11 protein-coding genes are annotated in these 21,284 nt (G+C 61.2%); 8 read left to right on the top strand and 3 right to left on the bottom strand.

Annotated elements, in window-relative coordinates; all coding sequences use genetic code 11:
• Nucleotides 1-164 precede the first annotated feature (164 nt).
• Both aceF and aceE read right to left on the bottom strand, forming a co-directional pair.
• Complete coding sequence (gene aceF / locus JOE34_RS03700; protein WP_024683423.1) at nucleotides 165-1,811, bottom strand: dihydrolipoyllysine-residue acetyltransferase; 1,647 nt, start codon at nucleotides 1,809-1,811, stop codon at nucleotides 165-167.
• Nucleotides 1,812-1,953: 142 nt separating this feature from the next.
• Entirely contained in the window at nucleotides 1,954-4,599 is a 2,646-nt protein-coding gene (gene aceE, locus JOE34_RS03695) for a pyruvate dehydrogenase (acetyl-transferring), homodimeric type (protein WP_003392156.1), read from the bottom strand.
• 384 nt (nucleotides 4,600-4,983) lie between these two features.
• Here aceE and glnE point away from each other — a divergent pair, with 384 nt between their 5' ends.
• From glnE to JOE34_RS03655, 8 genes are all read left to right on the top strand, one after another.
• Nucleotides 4,984-7,941 (top strand): bifunctional [glutamate--ammonia ligase]-adenylyl-L-tyrosine phosphorylase/[glutamate--ammonia-ligase] adenylyltransferase, encoded by a 2,958-nt coding sequence (gene glnE, locus JOE34_RS03690; protein WP_209995117.1) that lies wholly within the window; start codon nucleotides 4,984-4,986, stop codon nucleotides 7,939-7,941.
• A gap of 129 nt (nucleotides 7,942-8,070) precedes the next feature.
• Nucleotides 8,071-9,105, top strand: a complete 1,035-nt coding sequence (gene waaF, locus JOE34_RS03685; protein ID WP_003422375.1) for a lipopolysaccharide heptosyltransferase II — start codon at nucleotides 8,071-8,073, stop codon at nucleotides 9,103-9,105.
• A gap of 2 nt (nucleotides 9,106-9,107) precedes the next feature.
• Nucleotides 9,108-10,172 (top strand): lipopolysaccharide heptosyltransferase I, encoded by a 1,065-nt coding sequence (gene waaC / locus JOE34_RS03680; RefSeq protein WP_003318175.1) that lies wholly within the window; start codon nucleotides 9,108-9,110, stop codon nucleotides 10,170-10,172.
• Nucleotides 10,172-11,293 carry a glycosyltransferase family 4 protein gene (locus JOE34_RS03675; protein ID WP_046265972.1) on the top strand — a complete coding sequence of 374 codons (1,122 nt, stop codon included), beginning with the start codon at nucleotides 10,172-10,174 and terminating at the stop codon, nucleotides 11,291-11,293. The genes waaC and JOE34_RS03675 overlap by 1 nt, the downstream gene beginning before the upstream one ends.
• A complete protein-coding gene (gene rfaP / locus JOE34_RS03670; RefSeq protein WP_074908018.1) occupies nucleotides 11,293-12,099 on the top strand; it encodes a lipopolysaccharide core heptose(I) kinase RfaP in 807 nt (268 codons plus the stop codon). The genes JOE34_RS03675 and rfaP overlap by 1 nt, the downstream gene beginning before the upstream one ends.
• Nucleotides 12,099-12,833 carry a lipopolysaccharide kinase InaA family protein gene (locus JOE34_RS03665; RefSeq protein ID WP_003346826.1) on the top strand — a complete coding sequence of 245 codons (735 nt, stop codon included), beginning with the start codon at nucleotides 12,099-12,101 and terminating at the stop codon, nucleotides 12,831-12,833. Before rfaP ends, JOE34_RS03665 begins: the two co-directional genes overlap by 1 nt.
• The gene (locus JOE34_RS03660) at nucleotides 12,830-13,609 is read left to right on the top strand and encodes a lipopolysaccharide kinase InaA family protein (protein ID WP_046265974.1); all 780 of its coding nucleotides are present in this window, start codon (nucleotides 12,830-12,832) and stop codon (nucleotides 13,607-13,609) included. Before JOE34_RS03665 ends, JOE34_RS03660 begins: the two co-directional genes overlap by 4 nt.
• A complete protein-coding gene (locus JOE34_RS03655) occupies nucleotides 13,609-15,054 on the top strand; it encodes a lipopolysaccharide kinase InaA family protein (RefSeq protein WP_046265975.1) in 1,446 nt (481 codons plus the stop codon). Before JOE34_RS03660 ends, JOE34_RS03655 begins: the two co-directional genes overlap by 1 nt.
• An 88-nt stretch (nucleotides 15,055-15,142) precedes the next feature.
• Here the strand turns inward: JOE34_RS03655 and JOE34_RS03650 are convergent, their stop codons facing one another.
• Nucleotides 15,143-21,268, bottom strand: a complete 6,126-nt coding sequence (locus JOE34_RS03650) for a membrane-targeted effector domain-containing toxin (protein WP_046265976.1) — start codon at nucleotides 21,266-21,268, stop codon at nucleotides 15,143-15,145.
• Nucleotides 21,269-21,284 lie beyond the last annotated feature (16 nt).

Raw genomic sequence — 21,284 nt, 5'->3', positions numbered from 1 at the left:
GCGGATCGCCGCCCCGGTCACTCCCACAGGATCCAGCAATGAGCGCGGAGCATGGGCGCGATAGCCAGACAAAAAAATCCCCGCTGGAGGGCGGGGTTGAGGTTCGAGCGTGGCAGCTCGCAAAGGTGTACAGCAAGGCCCGTCCGGGGACGGGCCTGCAGGGCTTACAGCAGGATTGTGCGGATATCCGCCAGCAATTCGCTCAAGCGCTTGGTGAAGCGGGCAGCAGCTGCGCCGTTGATCACGCGGTGATCGTAGGACAGCGACAGCGGCAGCATCAGTTTCGGCTGGAAGGCTTTACCGTCCCAGACGGGCTGGATGGTTGCCTTGGACACACCGAGGATCGCCACTTCCGGCGCGTTGACGATCGGCGTGAAGCCGGTGCCGCCAATGTGGCCGAGGCTGGAGATGGTGAAGCACGCGCCCTGCATGTCGTTCGCAGTCAGTTTCTTGTTGCGCGCCTTTTCCGCCAGTGCGGCGGCTTCGGCGGCCAGTTGCAACAAGCTCTTCTGGTCGACGTCGCGGATGACCGGGACCAGCAGGCCGTCCGGGGTGTCCACGGCAAAGCCGATGTGCACGTACTTCTTGCGAATCACTGCCTTGCCGCTAGGTGCCAGCGACGCGTTGAAGTCCGGCAGCTCCTTGAGCAGGTGGGCGCAGGATTTGAGCAGCAGCGGCAGAACGGTCAGCTTGACGCCAGCCTTCTCGGCAGCGCCTTTCTGCGCCACACGGAAAGCTTCCAGGTCGGTAATGTCGGCCTGGTCGAATTGCGTGACGTGCGGAATGTTCAGCCAGCTGCGGTGCAGACCGGAAGCGCCGAGTTGCATCAGGCGCGTCATCGGTACTTCTTCGATCTCGCCGAAACGGCTGAAATCGACTTCCGGAATCGGCGGGATGCCCGAGCCGCCGCTTGCGCCGCCTGCTGGAGCTTCCTTGGCCTTCTGCATCATGGTTTTGACGTAAGCCTGAACGTCTTCTTTCAGCACGCGGCCGTGCGGGCCGGTGGCGCTGACTGCGCTCAGCTCGACGCCGAATTCGCGAGCCAACTGACGAACGGCCGGGCCTGCATGAACCTTGGCACCGTCTTTTGCCGGAGCCGCTGGAGCGGCCGGCGCAGGTGCTGCCTCTGCCTTGGGAGCAGGAGCTGCGGCCTCAGCCTTGGCCGGGGCAGCAGCGGGTGCGCTGGCGGCAGGGGCCGGAGCTGCGGCAGGCGCGGCGCCTTCGACTTTCAGTTTCAGGATCAGGTCGCCGGTACCGACTTCCTGGTCCAGCTTGACTTCGATGCTCTCGACAACGCCTGCTGCCGGAGAAGGGATCTCCATGCTGGCCTTGTCGGATTCCAGGGTGATCAGCGACTGATCGGCCTGGATGCTGTCACCAACCTTGACCATCAGTTCGATGATCTTGGCCTTGCCCGACGAGCCGATGTCCGGCACGTGGATGTCCTGAACGCTGGCGCTGGCTGCCGGAGCAGGCTCTGCGGCGGCCGCAGGTGCAGGTGCCGCTTCAGCCGGCTTTTCGGCAGCAGCAGGGGCTGCGGCAGGTTCGGCAGCAGGCGCCGGGGCCGCAGCCGCTTCGCCTTCCACTTCCAGTTCGAACAGCTCGTCGCCTTCTTTCAGGCGGTCGCCCAGCTTGACCTTCATGGTCTTGATGACGCCAGCCTTGGGCGCAGGGATTTCCATGCTCGCCTTGTCCGACTCAAGCGTCAGAACGCTCTGGTCGGCTTCGATGCGATCACCGACCTTGACCATCAATTCAATGACTTCGCCTTCACCGTTGCCGATGTCGGGTACACGAATTAACTCACTCACTATGTCTCTCCTTAGGAGAACCTGTTCACTCACGAATACGCTGGTTCAGTTACAACGAAACAGCGTTGGATGCTCATTTACGTCGAGTAAATTCCGCATCCTCGGCTGTTTACGCTCTGATCAGCGCTCTTGAAGCAGACTCTTAGCAGTCCAGTGGATTGCGTTTTTCAGGATCGATGCCGAACTTGGCGATGGCTTCAGCCACGACTTTAGGTTCGATATCGCCACGATCAGCCAAGGCTTCCAGGGCTGCCAGCACCACGAAGTGACGATCGACTTCAAAGAAGTGACGCAGCTTCTTGCGGCTGTCGCTACGGCCGAAACCGTCGGTGCCCAGGACTTTGTATTCCTTGGTTGGAACCCACTGACGAATCTGATCAGCGAACAGCTTCATGTAATCCGTGGATGCGATGACCGGACCTTTGCGACCGTTCAGGCATTCCTCGACATAGCTCAGCTGCGGCTTCTGGCCAGGGTGCAGGCGGTTGTTGCGCTCTGCAGCCAGACCGTCGCGACGCAGCTCGTTGAAGCTGGTGACGCTCCACACGTCGGCACCGATGTTGAACTCGTCACGGAGAATCTTCGCCGCTTCGCGAACTTCACGCAGGATGGTGCCCGAGCCCAGCAACTGGACGTGGTGCGCCGCTTCCTTGGTGTCTTCTTCGAGCAGGTACATGCCCTTGACGATGCCTTCTTCCACACCGGCCGGCATGGCTGGCTGGGCGTAGGACTCGTTCATCACGGTCAGGTAGTAGAAAACGTCCTGCTGCTCTTCGAACATCCGGCGCATGCCGTCCTGGATGATCACTGCCAGTTCGTAACCGTAAGTCGGGTCGAAGGTGCGGCAGTTCGGGATGGTCGATGCCAGGATGTGGCTGTGACCGTCTTCGTGCTGCAGGCCTTCACCGTTCAGCGTGGTACGGCCGGCGGTGCCGCCAACCAGGAAGCCACGGGTGCGGCTGTCGCCAGCGGCCCAGGCCAGGTCGCCGATACGCTGGAAACCGAACATCGAGTAGAAGATGTAGAACGGAATCATCGGCTGGTTGTGGCTGGAATACGAAGTGCCGGCAGCGATGAAGGAGGACATGGCGCCCGCTTCGTTGATGCCTTCTTCGAGGATCTGGCCTTTCTTGTCTTCGCGATAGAACATCACTTGTTCTTTATCGACTGGCTCGTAGAGCTGGCCGACCGACGAGTAGATGCCCAGTTGGCGGAACATGCCTTCCATACCGAAGGTACGCGCTTCGTCCGGGATGATCGGCACGATGCGCTGACCGATTTCCTTGTCCTTGACCAGTTGCGTCAGGATGCGCACGAAGGCCATGGTGGTGGAGATTTCGCGATCGCCCGAGCCATCCAGGATGGCCTTGAGGGTTTCGAGTGGCGGGGTCGGCAGGCTGAAGCTCTGCGCACGACGCTGCGGTACGAAACCACCCAGCGCAGCACGACGCTCGCTCAGGTAACGGGCTTCGGCGCTGCCTTCTTCCGGCTTGTAGAAAGGCAGGGCTTCGAGTTCGGAGTCCTTGACCGGGATGTCGAAACGGTCACGGAAGTGACGCAGGCTGTCGACATCGACCTTTTTGGTGTTGTGCGCAGTGTTTTTCGCTTCGCCGGCGCCGGTGCCATAACCCTTGATGGTCTTGGCCAGAACCACGGTCGGTTGACCCTTGTGGTTGACGGCTTCGTGATAGGCCGCATAGACCTTGTACGGGTCGTGACCGCCACGGTTGAGTTTCCAGATCTCGTCGTCGGACAGATCGGCAACCATGGCCTTGAGTTCAGGCGAGTTGAAGAAGTGCTCGCGGACGAACGCGCCGTCCTTGGCCTTGTAGTTCTGGTATTCGCCGTCGATGACTTCGTCCATACGACGTTGCAGGATACCGTCGACGTCCTTGGCCAGCAGTGGGTCCCAGAAACGGCCCCAGATGACTTTGGTGACGTTCCATTGGGCGCCACGGAACACGCCTTCGAGTTCCTGGATGATCTTGGCGTTGCCGCGAACCGGACCGTCGAGGCGCTGCAGGTTGCAGTTGACGACGAAGATCAGGTTGTCGAGCTTCTCGCGACCGGCCAGGGCAATGGCGCCCAGGGATTCCGGCTCGTCGGTCTCGCCGTCACCCAGGAAGCACCAGACTTTCTGCTTGCCTTCCGGGATGTAACCGCGGTGCTCCAGGTACTTCATGAAGCGCGCCTGGTAGATCGCCTGGATCGGGCCAAGGCCCATCGATACGGTCGGGAACTGCCAGAAATCTTTCATCAGCCACGGGTGTGGGTAAGACGACAGGCCATTGCCGTCGACTTCCTGACGGAAGTTGGTCATTTGCTCTTCGGTGATGCGGCCTTCCATGAATGCACGGGCGTAAACGCCTGGCGATGCATGACCCTGGAAGTAGATCAGGTCGCCGCCGTGTTCGTCGGTCGGGGCCTGGAAGAAATAGTTGAAGCCGATGTCGTACAGCGTGGCGCTGGAGGCGAAGCTGGAGATGTGGCCGCCCAGGTCCGGGTCGCCGATGTTGGTTTTGACAACCATGGCCAATGCGTTCCAGCGCACCAGCGAGCGAATGCGGCGTTCCATGAACAGGTCGCCAGGCATGCGTGCTTCGTGGGTGACAGGAATGGTGTTGCGATATGGCGTGGTGATGGCGTACGGCAGCTGCGAACCACTACGGGTGGCCAGCTCGCCCAAACGGGTCATCAGGTAGTGAGCGCGGTCTTCGCCTTCTTTGTCGAGAACCGATTCCAGGGCGTCCAGCCATTCCTGGGTTTCGACGGGATCGAGGTCTTGCATGGCTTGCTCCAGGGCGGAAAGGCTTCCAGAATCGGTTGCCTGAGTTTGCGACTGGCCTTGTGGGCAGACGACATAAATTCTTGGATTTCCGGAGGGTGGGATCCGGCGGCGTGTAGTTTTACTACAAATCGACGACGATTTCAGCCCTCCGAGTATCGGACCCAGTAGTAAAACTACAGAGAAGCGACTCAATCGCTCCTGTTGTCGTGTAGCTTAAAACGTTACTGTTGATCGCTATTGAATATCTTGCAGGTAAAAAGCGGATTTTTATGCTTCTAATTTGATTTTTCCAGCAATTTATAACCTTTGTTCGACAAGCGGTGCTGGCAGACGCGTCTCGCCGTAACGACGGACGGGCGTCTGCACGCCGATCAAGGATAGACCATGAGCCTACCTTTACTGGCCGAATTTCCGGCCATTCTACTGCCATCGATCAGCCGCGCCCGCCAGATGTTTCAGGCTGCGCTGACTGCCCTGTCCGAGGACGCGCTGGCTTCTTTCAACGCTTGGCCCGAGGCGCGACAGGCAGCCTTCGACCGGGTCTGCGCCGCCAGTGATTTTGTAACCGAACAAGTCTGCCGTGATCCGCAGATGCTTCTGCAGCTGGCCGATTCGGGCGAGCTGGAGCGTAGCTTCTCTGCCGGCCAATTGCGCGGTCAGCTTGCCGAAGCGCTGTCGAGCGCCGCCAGCGAGGATGAACTGGGGCGTAATCTACGTCGACAGCGCGCACGCCAGCAAGTACGGATTATCTGGCGCGACCTGACCCGTCAGGCAAATCTCATCGAAACCTGCCGTGACCTGTCGGACATGGCCGATGCGTCGATCGATCTGGCTTACCAATGGTTGTACCCCCGGCATTGCCAGCAGTTCGGCACCCCGACCGGTCGTCATTCCGGAAAGCCGCAGCACATGGTCATTCTGGGCATGGGCAAGCTTGGCTCGGTCGAACTGAACCTGTCCTCGGACATTGACCTTATCTTCGGCTACCCGGAGGGCGGCGAAACCGTCGGCACCAAGCGTGCGCTGGACAATCAGGAATTTTTCATTCGCCTGGGACAGCGGCTGATCAAGGCGCTCGACCCGGTGACCGTCGACGGTTTCGTGTTCCGGGTCGACATGCGCCTGCGTCCTTACGGTTCTTCCGGGGCGCTGGTGCTTAGCTTCAATGCGCTGGAGCAGTATTACCAGGACCAGGGCCGGGACTGGGAACGTTACGCGATGATCAAGGCGCGCGTGGTCGGGGGCGATCAGGCGGCCGGTGCCGAATTGCTGGCGATGCTGCGTCCGTTCGTGTATCGCCGCTATCTGGATTTCTCGGCCATCGAAGCGCTGCGCACCATGAAGCAGCTCATTCAGCAGGAAGTGAAGCGCAAGGGCATGGCGGAAAACATCAAGCTGGGTGCCGGCGGCATTCGCGAGGTGGAGTTCATCGCCCAGGCCTTTCAACTTATTCACGGCGGCCGCGACCTGAGTCTGCAGCAGCGGCCGCTGTTCAAAGTGCTGAAAACCCTCGAGGGGCAGGGTTATCTGCCCTCGGCCGTGACCGAAGAGCTGCGCGAGGGCTACGAGTTTCTGCGTTATACCGAGCACGCCATTCAGGCGATTGCCGACCGTCAGACGCAGATGCTGCCGGACAACGAACAGGATCAGGCGCGCGTTGCGCTGATCATGGGCTTCGCTGACTGGGCTGCCTTTCACGAACGGCTCATGTACTGGCGTGGCCGTGTGGCCTGGCACTTCCGCCAGGTCATTGCTGACCCCGACGCCGATCCGGACGACGAGCAAGATGAAGATGACGAAGTGGTGGTGGGAGGCGAATGGCTGCCGCTGTGGGAAGAGTCCCAGGACGAAGAAGCCGCGGGTCGCCAACTGTTGCAGGCCGGCTTCGTCGATGCCGAGAGGGCGCTGAAACATCTGGCCAACCTGCGCGGCAGTCCCAACCTGCGTTCGATGCAGCGTCTGAGCCGTGAGCGGCTGGACGCATTCATCCCCCGTCTGCTGGCTCAGGCGGTGGAACATGAGAAGCCCGACCTGGTATTGGAGCGCGTGCTGCCCTTGGTAGAGGCCGTCGCGCGGCGCTCGGCGTACCTGGTGCTGCTCACGGAAAACCCCGACGCGCTGCGACAGCTGCTGACCCTGTGTGCCGCCAGCCCGTGGATTGCCGAACAGATCGCGCGTTTCCCGTTGCTGCTCGATGAGTTGCTTAACGAGGGGCGCCTGTTCAATCCTCCGCTGGCCCCGGAACTGGCGGCCGAGCTGCGCGAGCGGCTGATTCGTATCCCCGAGGACGATCTCGAGCAACAGATGGAGGCCCTGCGGCATTTCAAGCTGGCGCACAGCCTGCGCGTCGCGGCGTCCGAGATATCCGGCAGCCTGCCGTTGATGAAAGTCAGTGATTACCTGACCTGGCTGGCCGAGGCGATTCTCGATCAGGTGCTCGCGCTGGCCTGGCGCTACAGCGTGGCCCGTCACGGTACGCCTTTGCGTCCGGACGGCACGTTGTGCGATCCGGGCTTCGTGATCGTCGGCTACGGCAAGGTCGGCGGTATCGAGCTGGGGCACGGCTCCGATCTGGATCTGGTGTTCATTCATGATGGCGATCTGGAGGCCGAGACCGACGGTGCCAAACCGATCGACACGGCGCAGTTCTTCACCCGGCTGGGGCAGCGAGTGATCCATTTGCTGACCACGCAAACCAACTCCGGTCAGCTGTATGACGTCGACATGCGCCTGCGGCCTTCGGGGGCGTCTGGCCTGTTGGTCAGCTCTCTGGGGGCTTTCGCCCGCTATCAGGCCAATGAAGCCTGGACCTGGGAGCATCAGGCACTGGTCCGTGCGCGGGTCATGACCGGCAGCCGGGATGTCGGCGAGCAATTCGAGAAGGTCCGTGCCGATGTGCTGGGGCGCGAACGCGATCTGGACAAGCTGCGCGCCGAAGTCAGCGAAATGCGCGCCAAGATGCGTGACAACCTCGGGACCCGCGCGACAGCGGCCGGCAGGGCGGCCAATGCCTTCGAGGCGGCGGTGCCATTCGACCTCAAGCAGGACGCCGGAGGTATCGTCGATATCGAATTTATGGTGCAATACGCCGCCTTGGCGTGGTCCAGAGAGCATCCCGCGCTGCTGCAATACACCGACAACATCCGGATTCTCGAAGGGCTGGAAGATGCCGGGCTGCTGCCGGATACGGATGCCGGCCTGCTGCGCGAAGCCTATAAGGCGTATCGCTCGGCGGCACATCGCCAGGCCTTGCAGAAGCAGGCGGGCGTGGTCAGCGGCGATCAGTTTCATGCCCAGCGGCGTGAGGTGATGCGGATCTGGACGCAGATGGGGTTGAGCTGAGCCTCACGGCAACGCCACATTCCGCTGCAACACTCTATAAAGCTATGACAGGGAGGCGACAGGTTGTGTGGGAACGTCACGCAGTCTGATCGGCCTCCCTGATCGTTTCTGGTCGTTTTTGGATAGAACATGAAAATTCTGATCGTTGGGCCTAGCTGGGTCGGTGACATGGTGATGGCACAAACGCTGTTCCAGTGTCTGAAACAGCGTCATCCCGAGTGCGAAATCGACGTGCTGGCCCCTGAATGGAGCCGTCCGATACTGGAGCGCATGCCGGAGGTTCGTGCTGCGCTCAGTTTTCCGCTGGGTCACGGTGCCCTGGAACTGGCGACCCGTCGCCGGATCGGCAAGTCCCTGGCTGGCCAATACGATCAGGCTATCCTGCTGCCCAATTCGCTGAAATCGGCGCTGGTGCCGTTTTTTGCCGGTATCCCGAAGCGCACCGGTTGGCGCGGGGAGTTTCGCTACGGCCTGCTCAACGACGTACGAACCCTCGACAAGCAGCGTTACCCGCTGATGATCGAGCGTTTCATGGCCTTGGCCTTCGACAAGGGCGCCGAGTTGCCGCGTCCTTACCCGCAACCGAGCCTGCGCATCGACCCGACCACGCGCGATGCCGCACTGAGCAAATTCGGCCTCACGCTGGATCGCCCGGTACTGGCGCTGTGCCCCGGCGCGGAGTTCGGCGAGTCCAAGCGCTGGCCCGCCGAACATTACGCACAGGTTGCCGACGCGAGCATTCGCGAAGGCTGGCAGGTCTGGCTGTTCGGCTCGAAAAAGGATCACCCGGTCGGTGAGAGCATTCGCCAGGAACTGATTCCCGGCCTGCGTGAGGAGTCCGTCAACCTCAGTGGCGAGACCTCGCTGGCCGAAGCCATTGACCTGCTGTCGTGCGCCGACGCTGTGGTGTCCAACGATTCCGGCCTGATGCACGTGGCCGCAGCGTTGAACCGTCCGCTGGTGGCTGTCTACGGCTCGACCTCGCCGGGCTTCACGCCGCCGCTGGCCGACGAAGTCGAGGTGGTGCGACTCGGCATCGAGTGCAGCCCGTGCTTCGAGCGCACCTGCCGTTTCGGCCATTACAACTGCATGCGTCTGCTTGAGCCGGACGCCGTGATTCAGGCGCTCAGCCGCCTGAGTAGCACGCCGGTGGAGGTTGCCTGATTTTGCGGGTACTGCTGATCAAGACGTCTTCACTGGGTGACGTGATCCATGCCTTGCCCGCGCTGACCGATGCGGCGCGCGCGCTGCCCGGCATTCGCTTCGACTGGGTGGTCGAGGAAGGCTTCGCGGAAATTCCCGCCTGGCATCCGGCGGTCGACAGGGTCATCCCGGTGGCGATTCGTCGCTGGCGCAAGCACCTCTGGCAGACCTTCAGGTCCGGGGAATGGCGGCGCTTCAAACAGCAGGTGCGCGAACAGCGTTATGATCTGGTGATCGATGCGCAGGGCCTGTTCAAAAGTGCCTGGCTGACACGCTATGTCGATGCGCCGGTGGCCGGTCTGGACCGCGATTCGGCACGCGAGCCGGTTGCCAGTCGCTTTTATGATCGCGCTTTTCCAGTAGCGCGCGGGCAGCATGCGGTCGAGCGGCTGCGTCAGCTGTTCGCTCAGGCGCTGGGTTATCCACAGCCGTCCGGCATGGGCGATTACGGTCTCAAGCCACTGGCGACCCTGGATGACAGTTTGCAGGCCCCGTTCGTGCTGTTCCTGCATGGCACGACCTGGGACACCAAGCACTGGCCCGAGCTGTACTGGCGGCAACTGGCCGAATTGATGGCAGCGCGCGGTCTGCAAGTGCAGTTGCCGTGGGGCAATCCGGCAGAGAAAGCTCGCGCCGAGCGTATTGCCGAGGGTCTGAGCAGTGCGCACGTGCTGCCGAAGCTCAATCTGGCAGGGGTTGCGCGGGTACTGGCCAGCGCGCAGGCGTGCGTCGCGGTAGACACTGGCATCGGCCACCTGGCTGCTGCACTGGATGTGCCGACCATTTCCCTGTTCGGCCCGACCAATCCGGGCCTGACCGGGGCCTACGGCAAGTCGCAGGTGCATCTGGCCAGCGACTACCCCGGCTGTACGCCGTGCCTGCAAAAGAAATGCACGTACCAACCGAGCGCCGACGATCAGCGCCGGTTCGACCTTAAGCGCGAGTGGCCGATGTGCTTCACTCGCTTGAATCCCGAGCGAGTAGCGAGCCAATTGGGCGCGCTGTTGCTGGCAAAGGAACCTGGCTGATGCAACTGGCTTTTGTACTCTACAAATACTTTCCGTTCGGCGGCCTGCAACGCGACTTCATGCGCATCGCGCTGGAGTGCCAGCAGCGCGGCCATCAGATCCGCGTCTATACCCTGATCTGGGAAGGTGATGTGCCTCCCGGTTTCGAGGTGCTGGTGGCGCCGGTCAAGGCGCTCTTCAATCATCGGCGCAACGAAAAACTCAGCGCCTGGATGGAAGCAGACCTGGCCAAACGCCCGGTGGACCGCCTGATCGGTTTCAACAAGATGCCCGGCCTGGATGTGTATTACGCCGCCGACGGCTGTTTCGAGGACAAGGCGCAGAACCTGCGCAGCCCGCTGTATCGCAAGTGGGGCCGTTATCGCCACTTTGCCGACTACGAGCGCGCTGTGTTCGCCAAGGACTCGAGAACCCAGGTGCTGATGATTTCCGAAGTGCAGCAGCCGCTGTTCATCAAGCATTACGACACCCCGCCGTCGCGCTTTCATCTGCTGCCGCCGGGGATTTCCCTGGATCGCCGTGCGCCGCCGGATGCACCTGAGATCCGTGCAGGCTTTCGCAAGGAGTTCGGCCTTGCCGACGATGACCTGTTATTGGTGCAGATCGGCTCCGGTTTCAAGACCAAGGGCGTGGATCGCAGCCTGAAGGCGCTCGCGGCTCTGCCCGCCGGGCTGAAGAAACGCACGCGACTGTTTGTAATCGGGCAGGACGACCCCAAAGTATTCCAACTGCAGAGCTCGGCGCTCGGCCTGGGTGATCAGGTGACCTTCATGAAAGGGCGCAGCGATATTCCGCGTTTTCTGCTGGGCGCCGACCTGCTGATTCATCCGGCCTACAACGAAAACACCGGGACCGTGCTGCTCGAAGCGCTGGTTGCCGGTTTGCCGGTCCTGGTCAGCGCGGTCTGTGGTTACGCTCACTATATTGCCGAGGCCGATTGCGGGCGGGTGCTGGATGAGCCGTTCGAGCAGGCGCAGCTCAATCGCTACCTGTCGGAGATGCTTCAGGACGATGCCGCACGCAGCGCGTGGTCGCGCAATGGCCTGACCTTTGCCGACACGGCAGACCTTTACAGCATGCCGCAACACGCTGCGGATGTGATTCTGGCGGAGCACTATTGATGAAGCTGTTCCTTGCTGAGCCGTTCAAGAGCCTGTGGGCGGGGCACGATGCGTTCGTCGAGGTCGAAGGCCTGAGCGGTGAGGTCTACCGCGAGCTGGAAGGGCGCCGCACACTGCGCACCGAGGTCGATGGGCGCGGTTACTTCGTCAAGATTCACCGTGGCATTGGCTGGGGCGAGATCGCCAAGAACCTGGCGACCGCCAAGCTGCCGGTACTCGGCGCGGGCAAGGAATGGGACGCCATCGAGCGCCTGCATGAAGTCGGCGTCCCGACCATGACCGCCGTGGCCTATGGCGAGCGTGGCAGCAACCCTGCCGCGCAGCACTCGTTCATCGTCACCGAAGAACTGGCACCGACCACCAGCCTCGAAGACGTCAGCCTCAACTGGCGCAACGAGCCGCCCGAGCCGCGTCTGAAGAGAGCCTTCATTGCCGAAGTCGCCCGCCTGGTCGGCATGATGCACCGCGCAGGCGTCAATCATCGCGACTGCTACATCTGCCATTTTTTGCTGCACACCGACAAGCCGGTGACCGCTGACGATTTCAAACTCTCGGTCATCGACCTGCACCGTGCCCAGACCCGCCGTGCGATCACGCCACGCTGGCGCAACAAGGACCTGGCCGCGCTGTATTTTTCAGCGTTGGACATCGGCCTGACCCGCCGCGACAAACTGCGTTTTCTCCAGGGCTATTTCCAGAAGCCGTTGCGCGAAATCCTGCTCAAGGAAGCGACGCTGCTGACCTGGCTGGATAAAAAAGCCGACAAGTTGTATCAGCGTAAAGTGCGCTACGGAGACGCACTCTGATGGCGGGCTGGAAGCTCGAGCCCGAGTACGCGTTCCTGGAACCGGAATTTGGCAGCCTGGATGCCGTATTCGCCTTGCAGGGACAGCAGTTGACCCGCGATCCGCTGTCCGACGTCATCCGCGTCGAGCGCGCCGGGGTTTACTACTACGTCAAACGCTACGTGGGCGCGGGCAAGGGTCTGCGTCGCTACATGGGCAAGCCGAGGGTCAAGTCCGAATGGCAGAACCTCAAGCGCTTTGCTAAATGGGGCATCCCCACCGCAGAAGTCGTGGCCTGGGGCCTGGAGCGCAACGGCGCGGCGTATGATCGCGGCGCACTGATCACACGTGGCTTGCCGAACACCGAAGACTTGTCGGCACTGGCGCAACGCAAGGATCCGCGACTGGCCGATCGCCACTGGGTCGACGCGCTCAGCCGCCAGTTGGCTGCCTTTACCCGGATCATGCACGACAACCATTTCACACATAACGATTTGAAATGGCGCAACCTGTTGGTCGATAACGAGGGCAAGCTGTTTTTCATCGACTGCCCCAATGGTGCATTCTGGTGGAGCTTCATGCTGCGCTATCGGATCACCAAGGATCTGGCCTGCCTGGACAAGGTCGCCAAGTATCACTTATCGGCCACCCAGCGCCTGCGCTTCTACCTGCAATACCGCCAGCGAACGCGTTTGAACGCCTCCGACAAAAAACGTATTCGACATATCGTCAGCTTTTTCGAGGGCCGTGAATGAGCGTTTTTATTGCCAGTGCCGACCAGCCTTTACTGGCGCGTCACAACCTGGCTGATTTTGAATCGCTTTGGAACATCCGACTCGATGCGGTCGATGAGCCCAATACCGGGCGCGGCGGCTGGAGTAGTGTGTTCCGCCTCGACCTGGACGGTCAGGGGTTTTACCTCAAGCGTCAGAGCAACTACCTGACTCACACGTTGCATCACCCGTTTGGCGAACCGTCGTTCTCGCGCGAGTTTCGTAACATCAGTCGCTATCGCAAACTGGGCATCCCGGCATTGCAGGCGGTGTTCTATGGCGAGCGCAAGGTCGCCGGCGAACGCCGGGCGATCCTGATGACGCGTGCGCTGGACGGCTGGACCGATCTTGACGAACTGTTGCAGCAGTGGAACCAGATGGAGGCCCCTCAGCGTCAGGCAATACTGCACGCCTGCGGCCAACTGGCGCGCACGCTGCACGGCGCCGGACAGGTGCATGGCTGCTTCTACCCCAAGCATATTTTTCTTCAGGCAGCCGGTACGGGGTATCAGGCGCAACTGATCGACCTGGAAAAAACCCGCCCGGTGATCTTCGGCAAGCGTGACCTTGCCCGCGACCTCGAACCGCTGCTGCGCCGCGCGCCCATGTGGAATGAGGCCGATCGGCGCGAGCTGTTGGCGGCTTATCTGCAAGCCACGCCGAACAGCCAGCTGGTCGACGCCTGGAGTGCGCGCCTGGGCAAGCGCGGCGCTCACAAACGAGACCTTCAACACCGCGATGATAAAGAGACCCGTTGATGCGCCTGTCTGAACTCAAGACCGCCGGACGTACCCCCGAGTTGCCGATGAGCCTGACGCTGGCCGATGCTGCCGGATCGGCTGAACTGCAATTGCTGACCCTGCTGCGGGTATTGCCGGGGCAGCGCTATGTCGGCGCCGGTGTCTGGCGAGGCCGAACGGTGCTGGCAAAACTGCTGGTGGGCGACAAGGCGGCCCGACACTTTCAGCGTGAGCTGGCCGGCGTAAGGCTGCTTGCCGAACAGGGCCTGACCACACCGCTTTTGCTGGCCGACGGTTTGCAGGACGGTGAGGGTGGCTGGCTGTTGTTCGAGTTTCTGGAACAGGCACCCAGCCTGGGCGATGCGTGGAACGCTGTTCAGCACCTGCCACCACTGGCAGACGAGCAGCAAGCGGTGCTCGGCGATGCGCTATCGGCCATTGCCCGGCAGCACGCAAAAGGCCTGTGGCAGGAAGACCTGCACCTCGACAACCTGCTGCGCCACAAGGGGCAGTTGTACCTGATCGATGGCGCCGGCATTCGTGCTGAACAAGCTGGTACGCCGTTGTCCCGACAAAAAGTACTGGAAAATCTCGGCGTGTTCTTTGCCCAGTTGCCCAGGTCTTTCGAACCGTTTACTGAAGAGCTGTTGGTGCATTACCTGTTGAGCAATGCCGAGCATGGTTTGCCGATGGAAGCGCTGCAAAAGCAGATCGACAAGGTTCGCAGCTGGCGGCTCAAGGACTTCATGAGCAAGACCGTGCGCGACTGCAGTCTGTTCAGTGTCGAAGACAGCGCTTCGGTGTTCCGCGCCATTCGTCGCGAGGAAGAACCCGCGATGCTGCCGGTGCTGAGTCAGGCGGATGCCTTGCTCGACAAGGGCCATCTGTACAAGACCGGTGGCGCGGCGAGTGTCGGGCGGGTTGAGATCAATGGTCGTCCGCTGGTCATCAAGCGCTACAACATCAAGAATTTCAGCCATTGGCTCAAGCGCTTCTGGCGCCCCAGCCGGGCCTGGCATTCGTGGCGCGAAGGCAACCGGCTGATGTTCCTCGGCATCGCCACACCCAAGCCGCTGGCCGTGCAGGAAAAGCGTTTTCTCGGCTTGCGCAGCAAGGCCTGGCTGGTGACCGAGTTCATCAATGGGCCGGACATCATCGAACGCTTCGCTCCGTATGTGGAAAACGGTGATGCGCCAGAGGTCGAACTGCTGGCGCTGGATCGGCTTTTTGCGCAGCTTATCCAGGCGCGTATCAGCCATGGCGACTTCAAGGGGCATAACCTGTTCTGGCACGTCGATCGCTGGGCGATGATCGACCTGGACGCCATGCAGCAGCACAGTTCGCAATCGTCATTCGCTGCGGCCTACGCCCGAGACCGGGCCCGTTTCATGCGCAACTGGCCAACGCATAGCGCGCTGCACCAGTTGCTGGATCAGCGCTTGCCGAAGCTTGCGACAGACTGAGCCCAGCTGACTCTCGTGCCAATGCTCCGCGTTGGCTTACAGCTCCGGACGCTCCGCGTCCTCTGTGTGACGCGGAGCATCGGTATCATCAGGTAATGCGCGTAAGGTTCATCGCTTCGAGTGCTGCCACCAGTGCATCGATGTCGTCGAAGGGTTTGAGGTGGATGCGCGGCCAGCGCAGGCGTTCGATGTACAGCTTGCCTTCGGCATTGCGCAGCACCGGTGTGTGGTGAATCCAGGTGTCGCGTGCGCGATGAATGATGGTTGGCAGATTGCCTTCACCCTCCTGCACCAGAAACATTCCCGGCCTGGAAAGGCGGTTTTCGATGCTCGGCAGCCTGACCGGCTGTGACCGCAGCACCTCCATCTCCACCCGATAATCAGCTTTGATGTAGACCTTGTCATCCGCTATGCCGCCCGAGACGAGCTCGCCCGGATCCAGCGTTATTCCCCTCGAATGCCCCGGTGTCACATCGACGACCCGCAGGCCGATCCCGCCTTGCAGTTCGGCGACGCCAGGCACGACGCCCTGATAGGTATTGGAATGGCTGTTACCGACCAGCGCGATCCACTTGTGCGAGCCCACCACCTCCTGGTGCCTGCGGATCGTGCGCGAGGCAAAGTAATTCATCATTTGCTGGCGGGTAATGGACTGTTCCCCGGCAATGCCTTTGAGGTGGTAACTGCTTGCGCAATCGATGGCACGAATTTCCAGACCCTGCTGCCGCGCCCCGATAATCAGCCGCTCGAAGGTGTAGATGCCGTCCGGATCGGTATGATGCCCGCGGTCCAGGGTTTTCAGGTCATGCAGCAAGGTTTTACTCATTTGCCCGGTTTCGAGGAAACGATCCAGATCTGCCTGATGCAGGTCGCTCAACAGGTGCTCCATGTACAGCGTTTTGACGTTCTGCTGTGACAGCAACGGCAGGTTGTCGATGATCAGCTTTTTGCTGGCGACCGAAGCGTGTGACTCGCCAATGACCAGGCCTTCGGCATGGCGATACAGGGTTTCTAGCAGTCCGGCAGTGCTTGTCTGCGGTGCGATGGCTGGTAACGTCGGGCGAGGCGGCAGTTGAGCTGAGCTGATCCGGGCGGCGTCCTGTTGTAGATTCTTGCGCAGCAGGTCGAATGTGTTACGCACAGTGTCGAGTTCGATGTCTTCAAAAAAATACTCCATATCAAGGCCCTTCTTTTCGAAGTTCGCCAGGTTATGCAGTGTTGCTCTGGTCTCCAGCGGCATTTCATAGGTGGCATCGGTCAGCGATTGCTGAATGGCCGTCATCGGCCTGTCAACGCTCCAGTCATCGGGGTCGACGCGCAGCCAGGTATCGTTTTCGTCCAGAACAAACCCGTACTCGCCCGCCCAGCGCTCACCCTCGGCAACCGCGGCCGGATCGCCCAGCTCGCGGATCAACAGGTTATCCAGAGCGGTAGCAGGGGGCAGTGGCTTGGCGGGCAGCGTCGGGTCGGCAAACGCTATGCTGAAGTCGCAGCGCGTCGGTGTGTGTTCATGCGCCCCACCCGCGCCTTGCCTGATGCGGGTCGGACGTCCGGCGGGAATGTCCTTGACGTGAACACTGACGGCTCCCTGCATTTCGGCGATGCCGGGCACCTGATCGTGAGTCGTGGCCAGCTTCTGGTCGAGCAGCGCTACCCAGCGCCTGGCAGAGGCCGGCTCGATATCGTGGCTGATGAGCCTGTGCCCGAAGAAATTGCTCATTTTCATGGCCGCTGTCGGGTCATCGGCAGCCGCCAGCACGCTGTGGCCGAGAAACGGATAGCTGATCGACGAACTGAACGGGCGTACTTCTATCCCGTAGAGGTGGGCTGCCTTGATCAGGTGGTAGTAATCGAATTCGCTACTTGCGTTGTTCAGGGCGCCGCGATTGGCCTCTTGCAGGTAATACTTGAGTTCATGAGAGCCAGAGCGACTTTTTTTACCGAGTTGGCGATACCGGGCCAGCTTGCGCAGGTGTTTGTCGGTCAGCAGGTGCTCGATGTACAGCACCTCGACACGCTGCTCGGCGAGCAAGGGCATGTTGAGCAGCAGTAGACGCTTGCTGGCCACCGATTTCGGGGCTTCGCTGAACACCAGCCCGTTATTGTGACTGAAGATGTGTTTGATGAGCGTATCGACGCTGCCGGGCAGACTATAAGTTGGCAGGGGCGGCCTGGGTGGCGGCGTGAATCGGGCAAAAAAGGCCTGGGCATCCTGATAGAGATTTTCCCGACGCGCCGTAAAGGTCTGGCGTACCTCGGTGAAATACGTTTCGAAATAGACTTCAAGACCAGCACCGGTCGGATCGAAGACCTCCTTGTTGATAACGATGTCCAGATGCGCGCGCATGCCGCTCGGCATCTCATAGTCGCTCAAGGTGTTCAGCGAGCTTGAGCTTGCGCTGGCTTCCTCTGGTAGCGGTCGATAAGTGCCCGGAGTGTCCAGCCCACCGCCGCGCAGGCGCTGCCGTTCGACGAGCAGCCACTGGCCCTGATCATTCAGGCGAACGGGCTGCTTGCCGAAGAAGGCGAACGGATTGGCCGGGTCGATGATTTGCCAGCACCGCCAGTATGCGTCGTACTGAACCTCAAAGGCCCGGTCTGACAGCTGGATGTAATGTTTTCCATTGATTGCATGCACGCCTTTTGCGTGACCATCGGCGATACGTGGCAGGTTCTCCAGCGAAATGTCGACGGCCAGATCGATGCGCAACCCTGATGGCGCCTGCTGTGCGACGGGTGGTAGCGGGAGCAGCGGCTGCCAGGCGCCATCGCCCCCGCGCGCAGCAAACTGACCGGTTGCCAGCGGGGGTGCCGAGGCGACATGAGGTGCCTGGAACACCGCCGCATGCCCGTGGACGTTGGGCTTGCCGAGCAGAAGCACCTGCTCTTGCAGCTCTACCGGGTACAGGTCCTCGTAACGCGGCAGGGAAGGCTGGCGCTGGAACGAGCGCAACACCGGGGTCGAATGCTGGCCGTTCTCAAGCTGGTGCAAAACGCCCAGTCCTTTCAGACCCACCAGCAAATCGCTGCCTGCACCGAGGCCGTTGAACAGTGCCGACAGCATGTAGTTCGTGGCGCGCTCCCGGTCGCCTGCGCTCAGCGCTGCCAGTGCCTGCCCGCTGTCATGCAATGAAACCAGACTGCCCACCGCAAAGCTTGCCGGCGGAAAGGGCAGGGTCAGGGCCGTGGCAATGATTTCGACACTGACCCAGATCAGCTTGGCCAGCATGTCGTGGCGGCCGCTGGTGGTTTCTTCCACATCGCGCAACCTGCGCTCCAGCGGCCGGTTGAAGCAGGTATCGGCAACGTCTGAAATGAATGCCCTGGGGATGGCCGGAGGCTTGTTGGCGTTGCCCTTCTGCATGTCCCGCAGGAAGAACGACAGGGTGCGGCGTGCCTTGATGCGGCAGCGATCCTTGTAGTAATCGATCATCCCTTCACTATCCAGCGAGCTCACGAAATCGCTGAACAAACGGAATTCGATACCGTCAGGTGCCTGCGGCGTATAGAGCAGCGCGGCGTGACGGATCTGCGTCGGCAAAATGACCAGGCAGCCCTGAACGGTTTCGATGTGGGTCAGCAGCGGGCTGGGGATAACCAGTTGATCGACATCGGTCAGTCCCGAGGCGATCAGGGGTTTATCCACGTGTATTTGCAGGGGGTAAAGGGGGAAACGCTCCCGTGAGGCCGAGTCGCTCAGGTGCGCGTTATCCAGTGATTGCTTGAGCCAGACATACTGCGCAGGCTCGACATGACCTTTCAGCAGGCTGCGCAGCGCAGCCGCCTTCATCTGCAGTTGGGTGATCATTACGCTGTACTGGCGACGGTAGGCATAGCCATCGTTTTCGCGGTTCAGCAGGGTGTTTCTGATCAGCGCAATGTACTCGTCTGCCAGCCACTGGCCACGCACCGAGCCTGCAACAGCTGCGGGTGACAGCGCGCTCAGGTCGATACCCTCCGGGCCGCTGAACGTGGCGTCGGTGGCTGCTGACGTGCGCAAGGGGTCGATGCTGTCGTTGTAGCCTTTGAGCAGCATGTCGGTGTAGGTCAGCGTTTCGCGCTCGCTGGTGATCACGATCAGGTCAGGGTCTACCGTGCCGGCAGGGACACCCAGCAGTTTGCCGATCTGCTGGCTGGCACGCTGGTGTACGTAGTCCTGGAACGACTGAACCCTGGTGTGCGGTTGGGCCTGATAGTTGCCGAGCGCGCCCTCGATGGCGTGTTCAACGGCGAGTAATTCCCGGCGCTGTGCGCGGCTGGCGCGCAGGTACCAGTCCGGTGTATGGCGGGCCTGTTCGGAGAGCAATACGCGAGTCTGTTCGTCGGTAAAACTGCGCAATGCCGTCTCGCAATCGGGGTGATCGATGAACTGCAGAAATTCCTTTGCAGGCTGGGGTTTCTCGCGGAGGGCCGTCAGTTGCGCGTCCAGTTCCGGGCGCGCAGTGACCTCTACCTGATCGAGCAGCCAGGTAGTCATTGTGGGCGATGCGGTCCAGCCAATCACCTCATGCAGCAGTTGGGTTTGGGTGTCGAAAGCCTTGAAATACTGGTGTCCGGGCGCCTCGCTGGTGAACATGATCAGCCGTTGCGTCTGGCCTTGAGCATCCTGCTTGCGAAACACCAGCAATCTGGCCATCACGTTGCGGTCGTTCAGTTTGATCTGCTGCACGCGCATCGTGGGATCAGGCGCACTCACTGGCGTGCTGGTCAGCGCTGCGACAATGGCAAAATCCTCGGGCTGGATATGCCCCTGCATCTTCGCCGCCCAGCCCAGCGTAGTCAGTCGGGTCCTCGCCAGTGCGCGCAGCATCTGTTGATTGTGTTCCTGCTGATAGGCCTCGTGTTGAAACGTGGCAAACACCGCGCGCAGGTTGAGCTCATCAATCACGCCGGCAAGGTAGGCCGGGGTCAAGGCCGAGTAGGCGGCGTCCAGCGGCTGGCCATCGAGGGTGATGAGCGTCTGGTCGAGGAAGTCCGAGCCTGCTGTCTCGTCACCCGGATGCAGGCCATAGAGCGCCAGTTCGGTCAGCGGCAGCGTCACGCGGTAGGTCTCGCTCGTCGCTGGCAGTGTGCGACGAGTGTCGATGGTCAAGGCCCGCGGGTCCAGATCCTCGCCGAGATCATTGGCCAGGCGCGTGCGCAACTGCATTTCGGCAAACTGCTCCGGGGAAGCTGCGCCGCCCAGTACGCTCAGCATCGCAGCATGTGCCGCGTCGTAGCGTTGCAGGTGCAAGGCATAGGTCTGCAGGTCAGCCGCGCTGGCGATCTTCATCCATTCGGGCAAGTCTCGCTGGTATTGACGTTGTCTGTTGCTCAGTTCCCGCAGTTCAAGCATGGCGGCGGGGCCCAGCAGGCCAGGCATGTCGATGGCCTGCTGGATCAGCGACTGACGCTTGAGCCGATCCTCCGTGCCCGGCTGTTCGCAGGCGTAACGGATGTCGTTGCGCTGCTTGTTCAGCAACCGGTCGAACGCGTGCTTGAACGGTGCCGTGGTAACGGGCTGCAGTTGCACGTCGGCAGCGGTGAAGGGCTCCAGGTACAGGTCGGCGTCCTGAACTATCTCGGCCAGCCGCTCCTGATGCTGTCGTTGCGCGTTGCCGAGCAGCGTATCGCGCAACGTTGGCGTGTTAAGCCACTGCGCAAGTGTTTCGAGCAGCATGGCCTGCGTGGCAAAACCGGTGATGCCGAGACCTGGCAGCATCAATAACGTGCGCCCCTGATCCTGGGAAATCACCAGTACGCCGGCCATTTCAATCTGTTCGTCATCATGCAGTTGCACCCACAGCGTCGAGCAGGCGAGCGCCGGGCCTTGCGCCTGCTCGGGTGACTCGGGCAAACAGGCCAGGTAGCCACTGTCGAGATCGCGCTCATGAATCCTGACGCGGGCTTCGTCAAGCATGGCCCGTTGCAAGGCCGGTACCAGGCGGTCGCGACGGCTTTCACCGGTTTCGCCCGGGTCCGTCCAGTAGTCGTCGATCTGTTGCAACAGGCTGAAGATTTCCAGTTCGCGCTCGGACACGTCAGCGCCGGTGAGTGCGCTTAGCAAGGCTTCGCCAGCCTGGGGCAATGCGTTTAGCTCCCTGGCCAGAAGGGTGCGCAGTTCGTCGAGCCTTTTCAGCGCTGCGGACGCGTCAGGCCAAGTATCGCCGGGCGTCATCGGCACAGGGCTCGGCGTTGAAAGGGTGAAATCCAGAGAGAGTGGTGTATGTGTCATGACAGGCTTTCCATTG

Source organism: Pseudomonas sp. PvP028 (genome assembly GCF_017832255.1).
GTDB lineage: Bacteria > Pseudomonadota > Gammaproteobacteria > Pseudomonadales > Pseudomonadaceae > Aquipseudomonas > Aquipseudomonas syringae.
The sequence above is the reverse complement of the archived record's forward strand: the minus strand, read 5'-3'. Positions and strand labels throughout refer to the sequence as shown.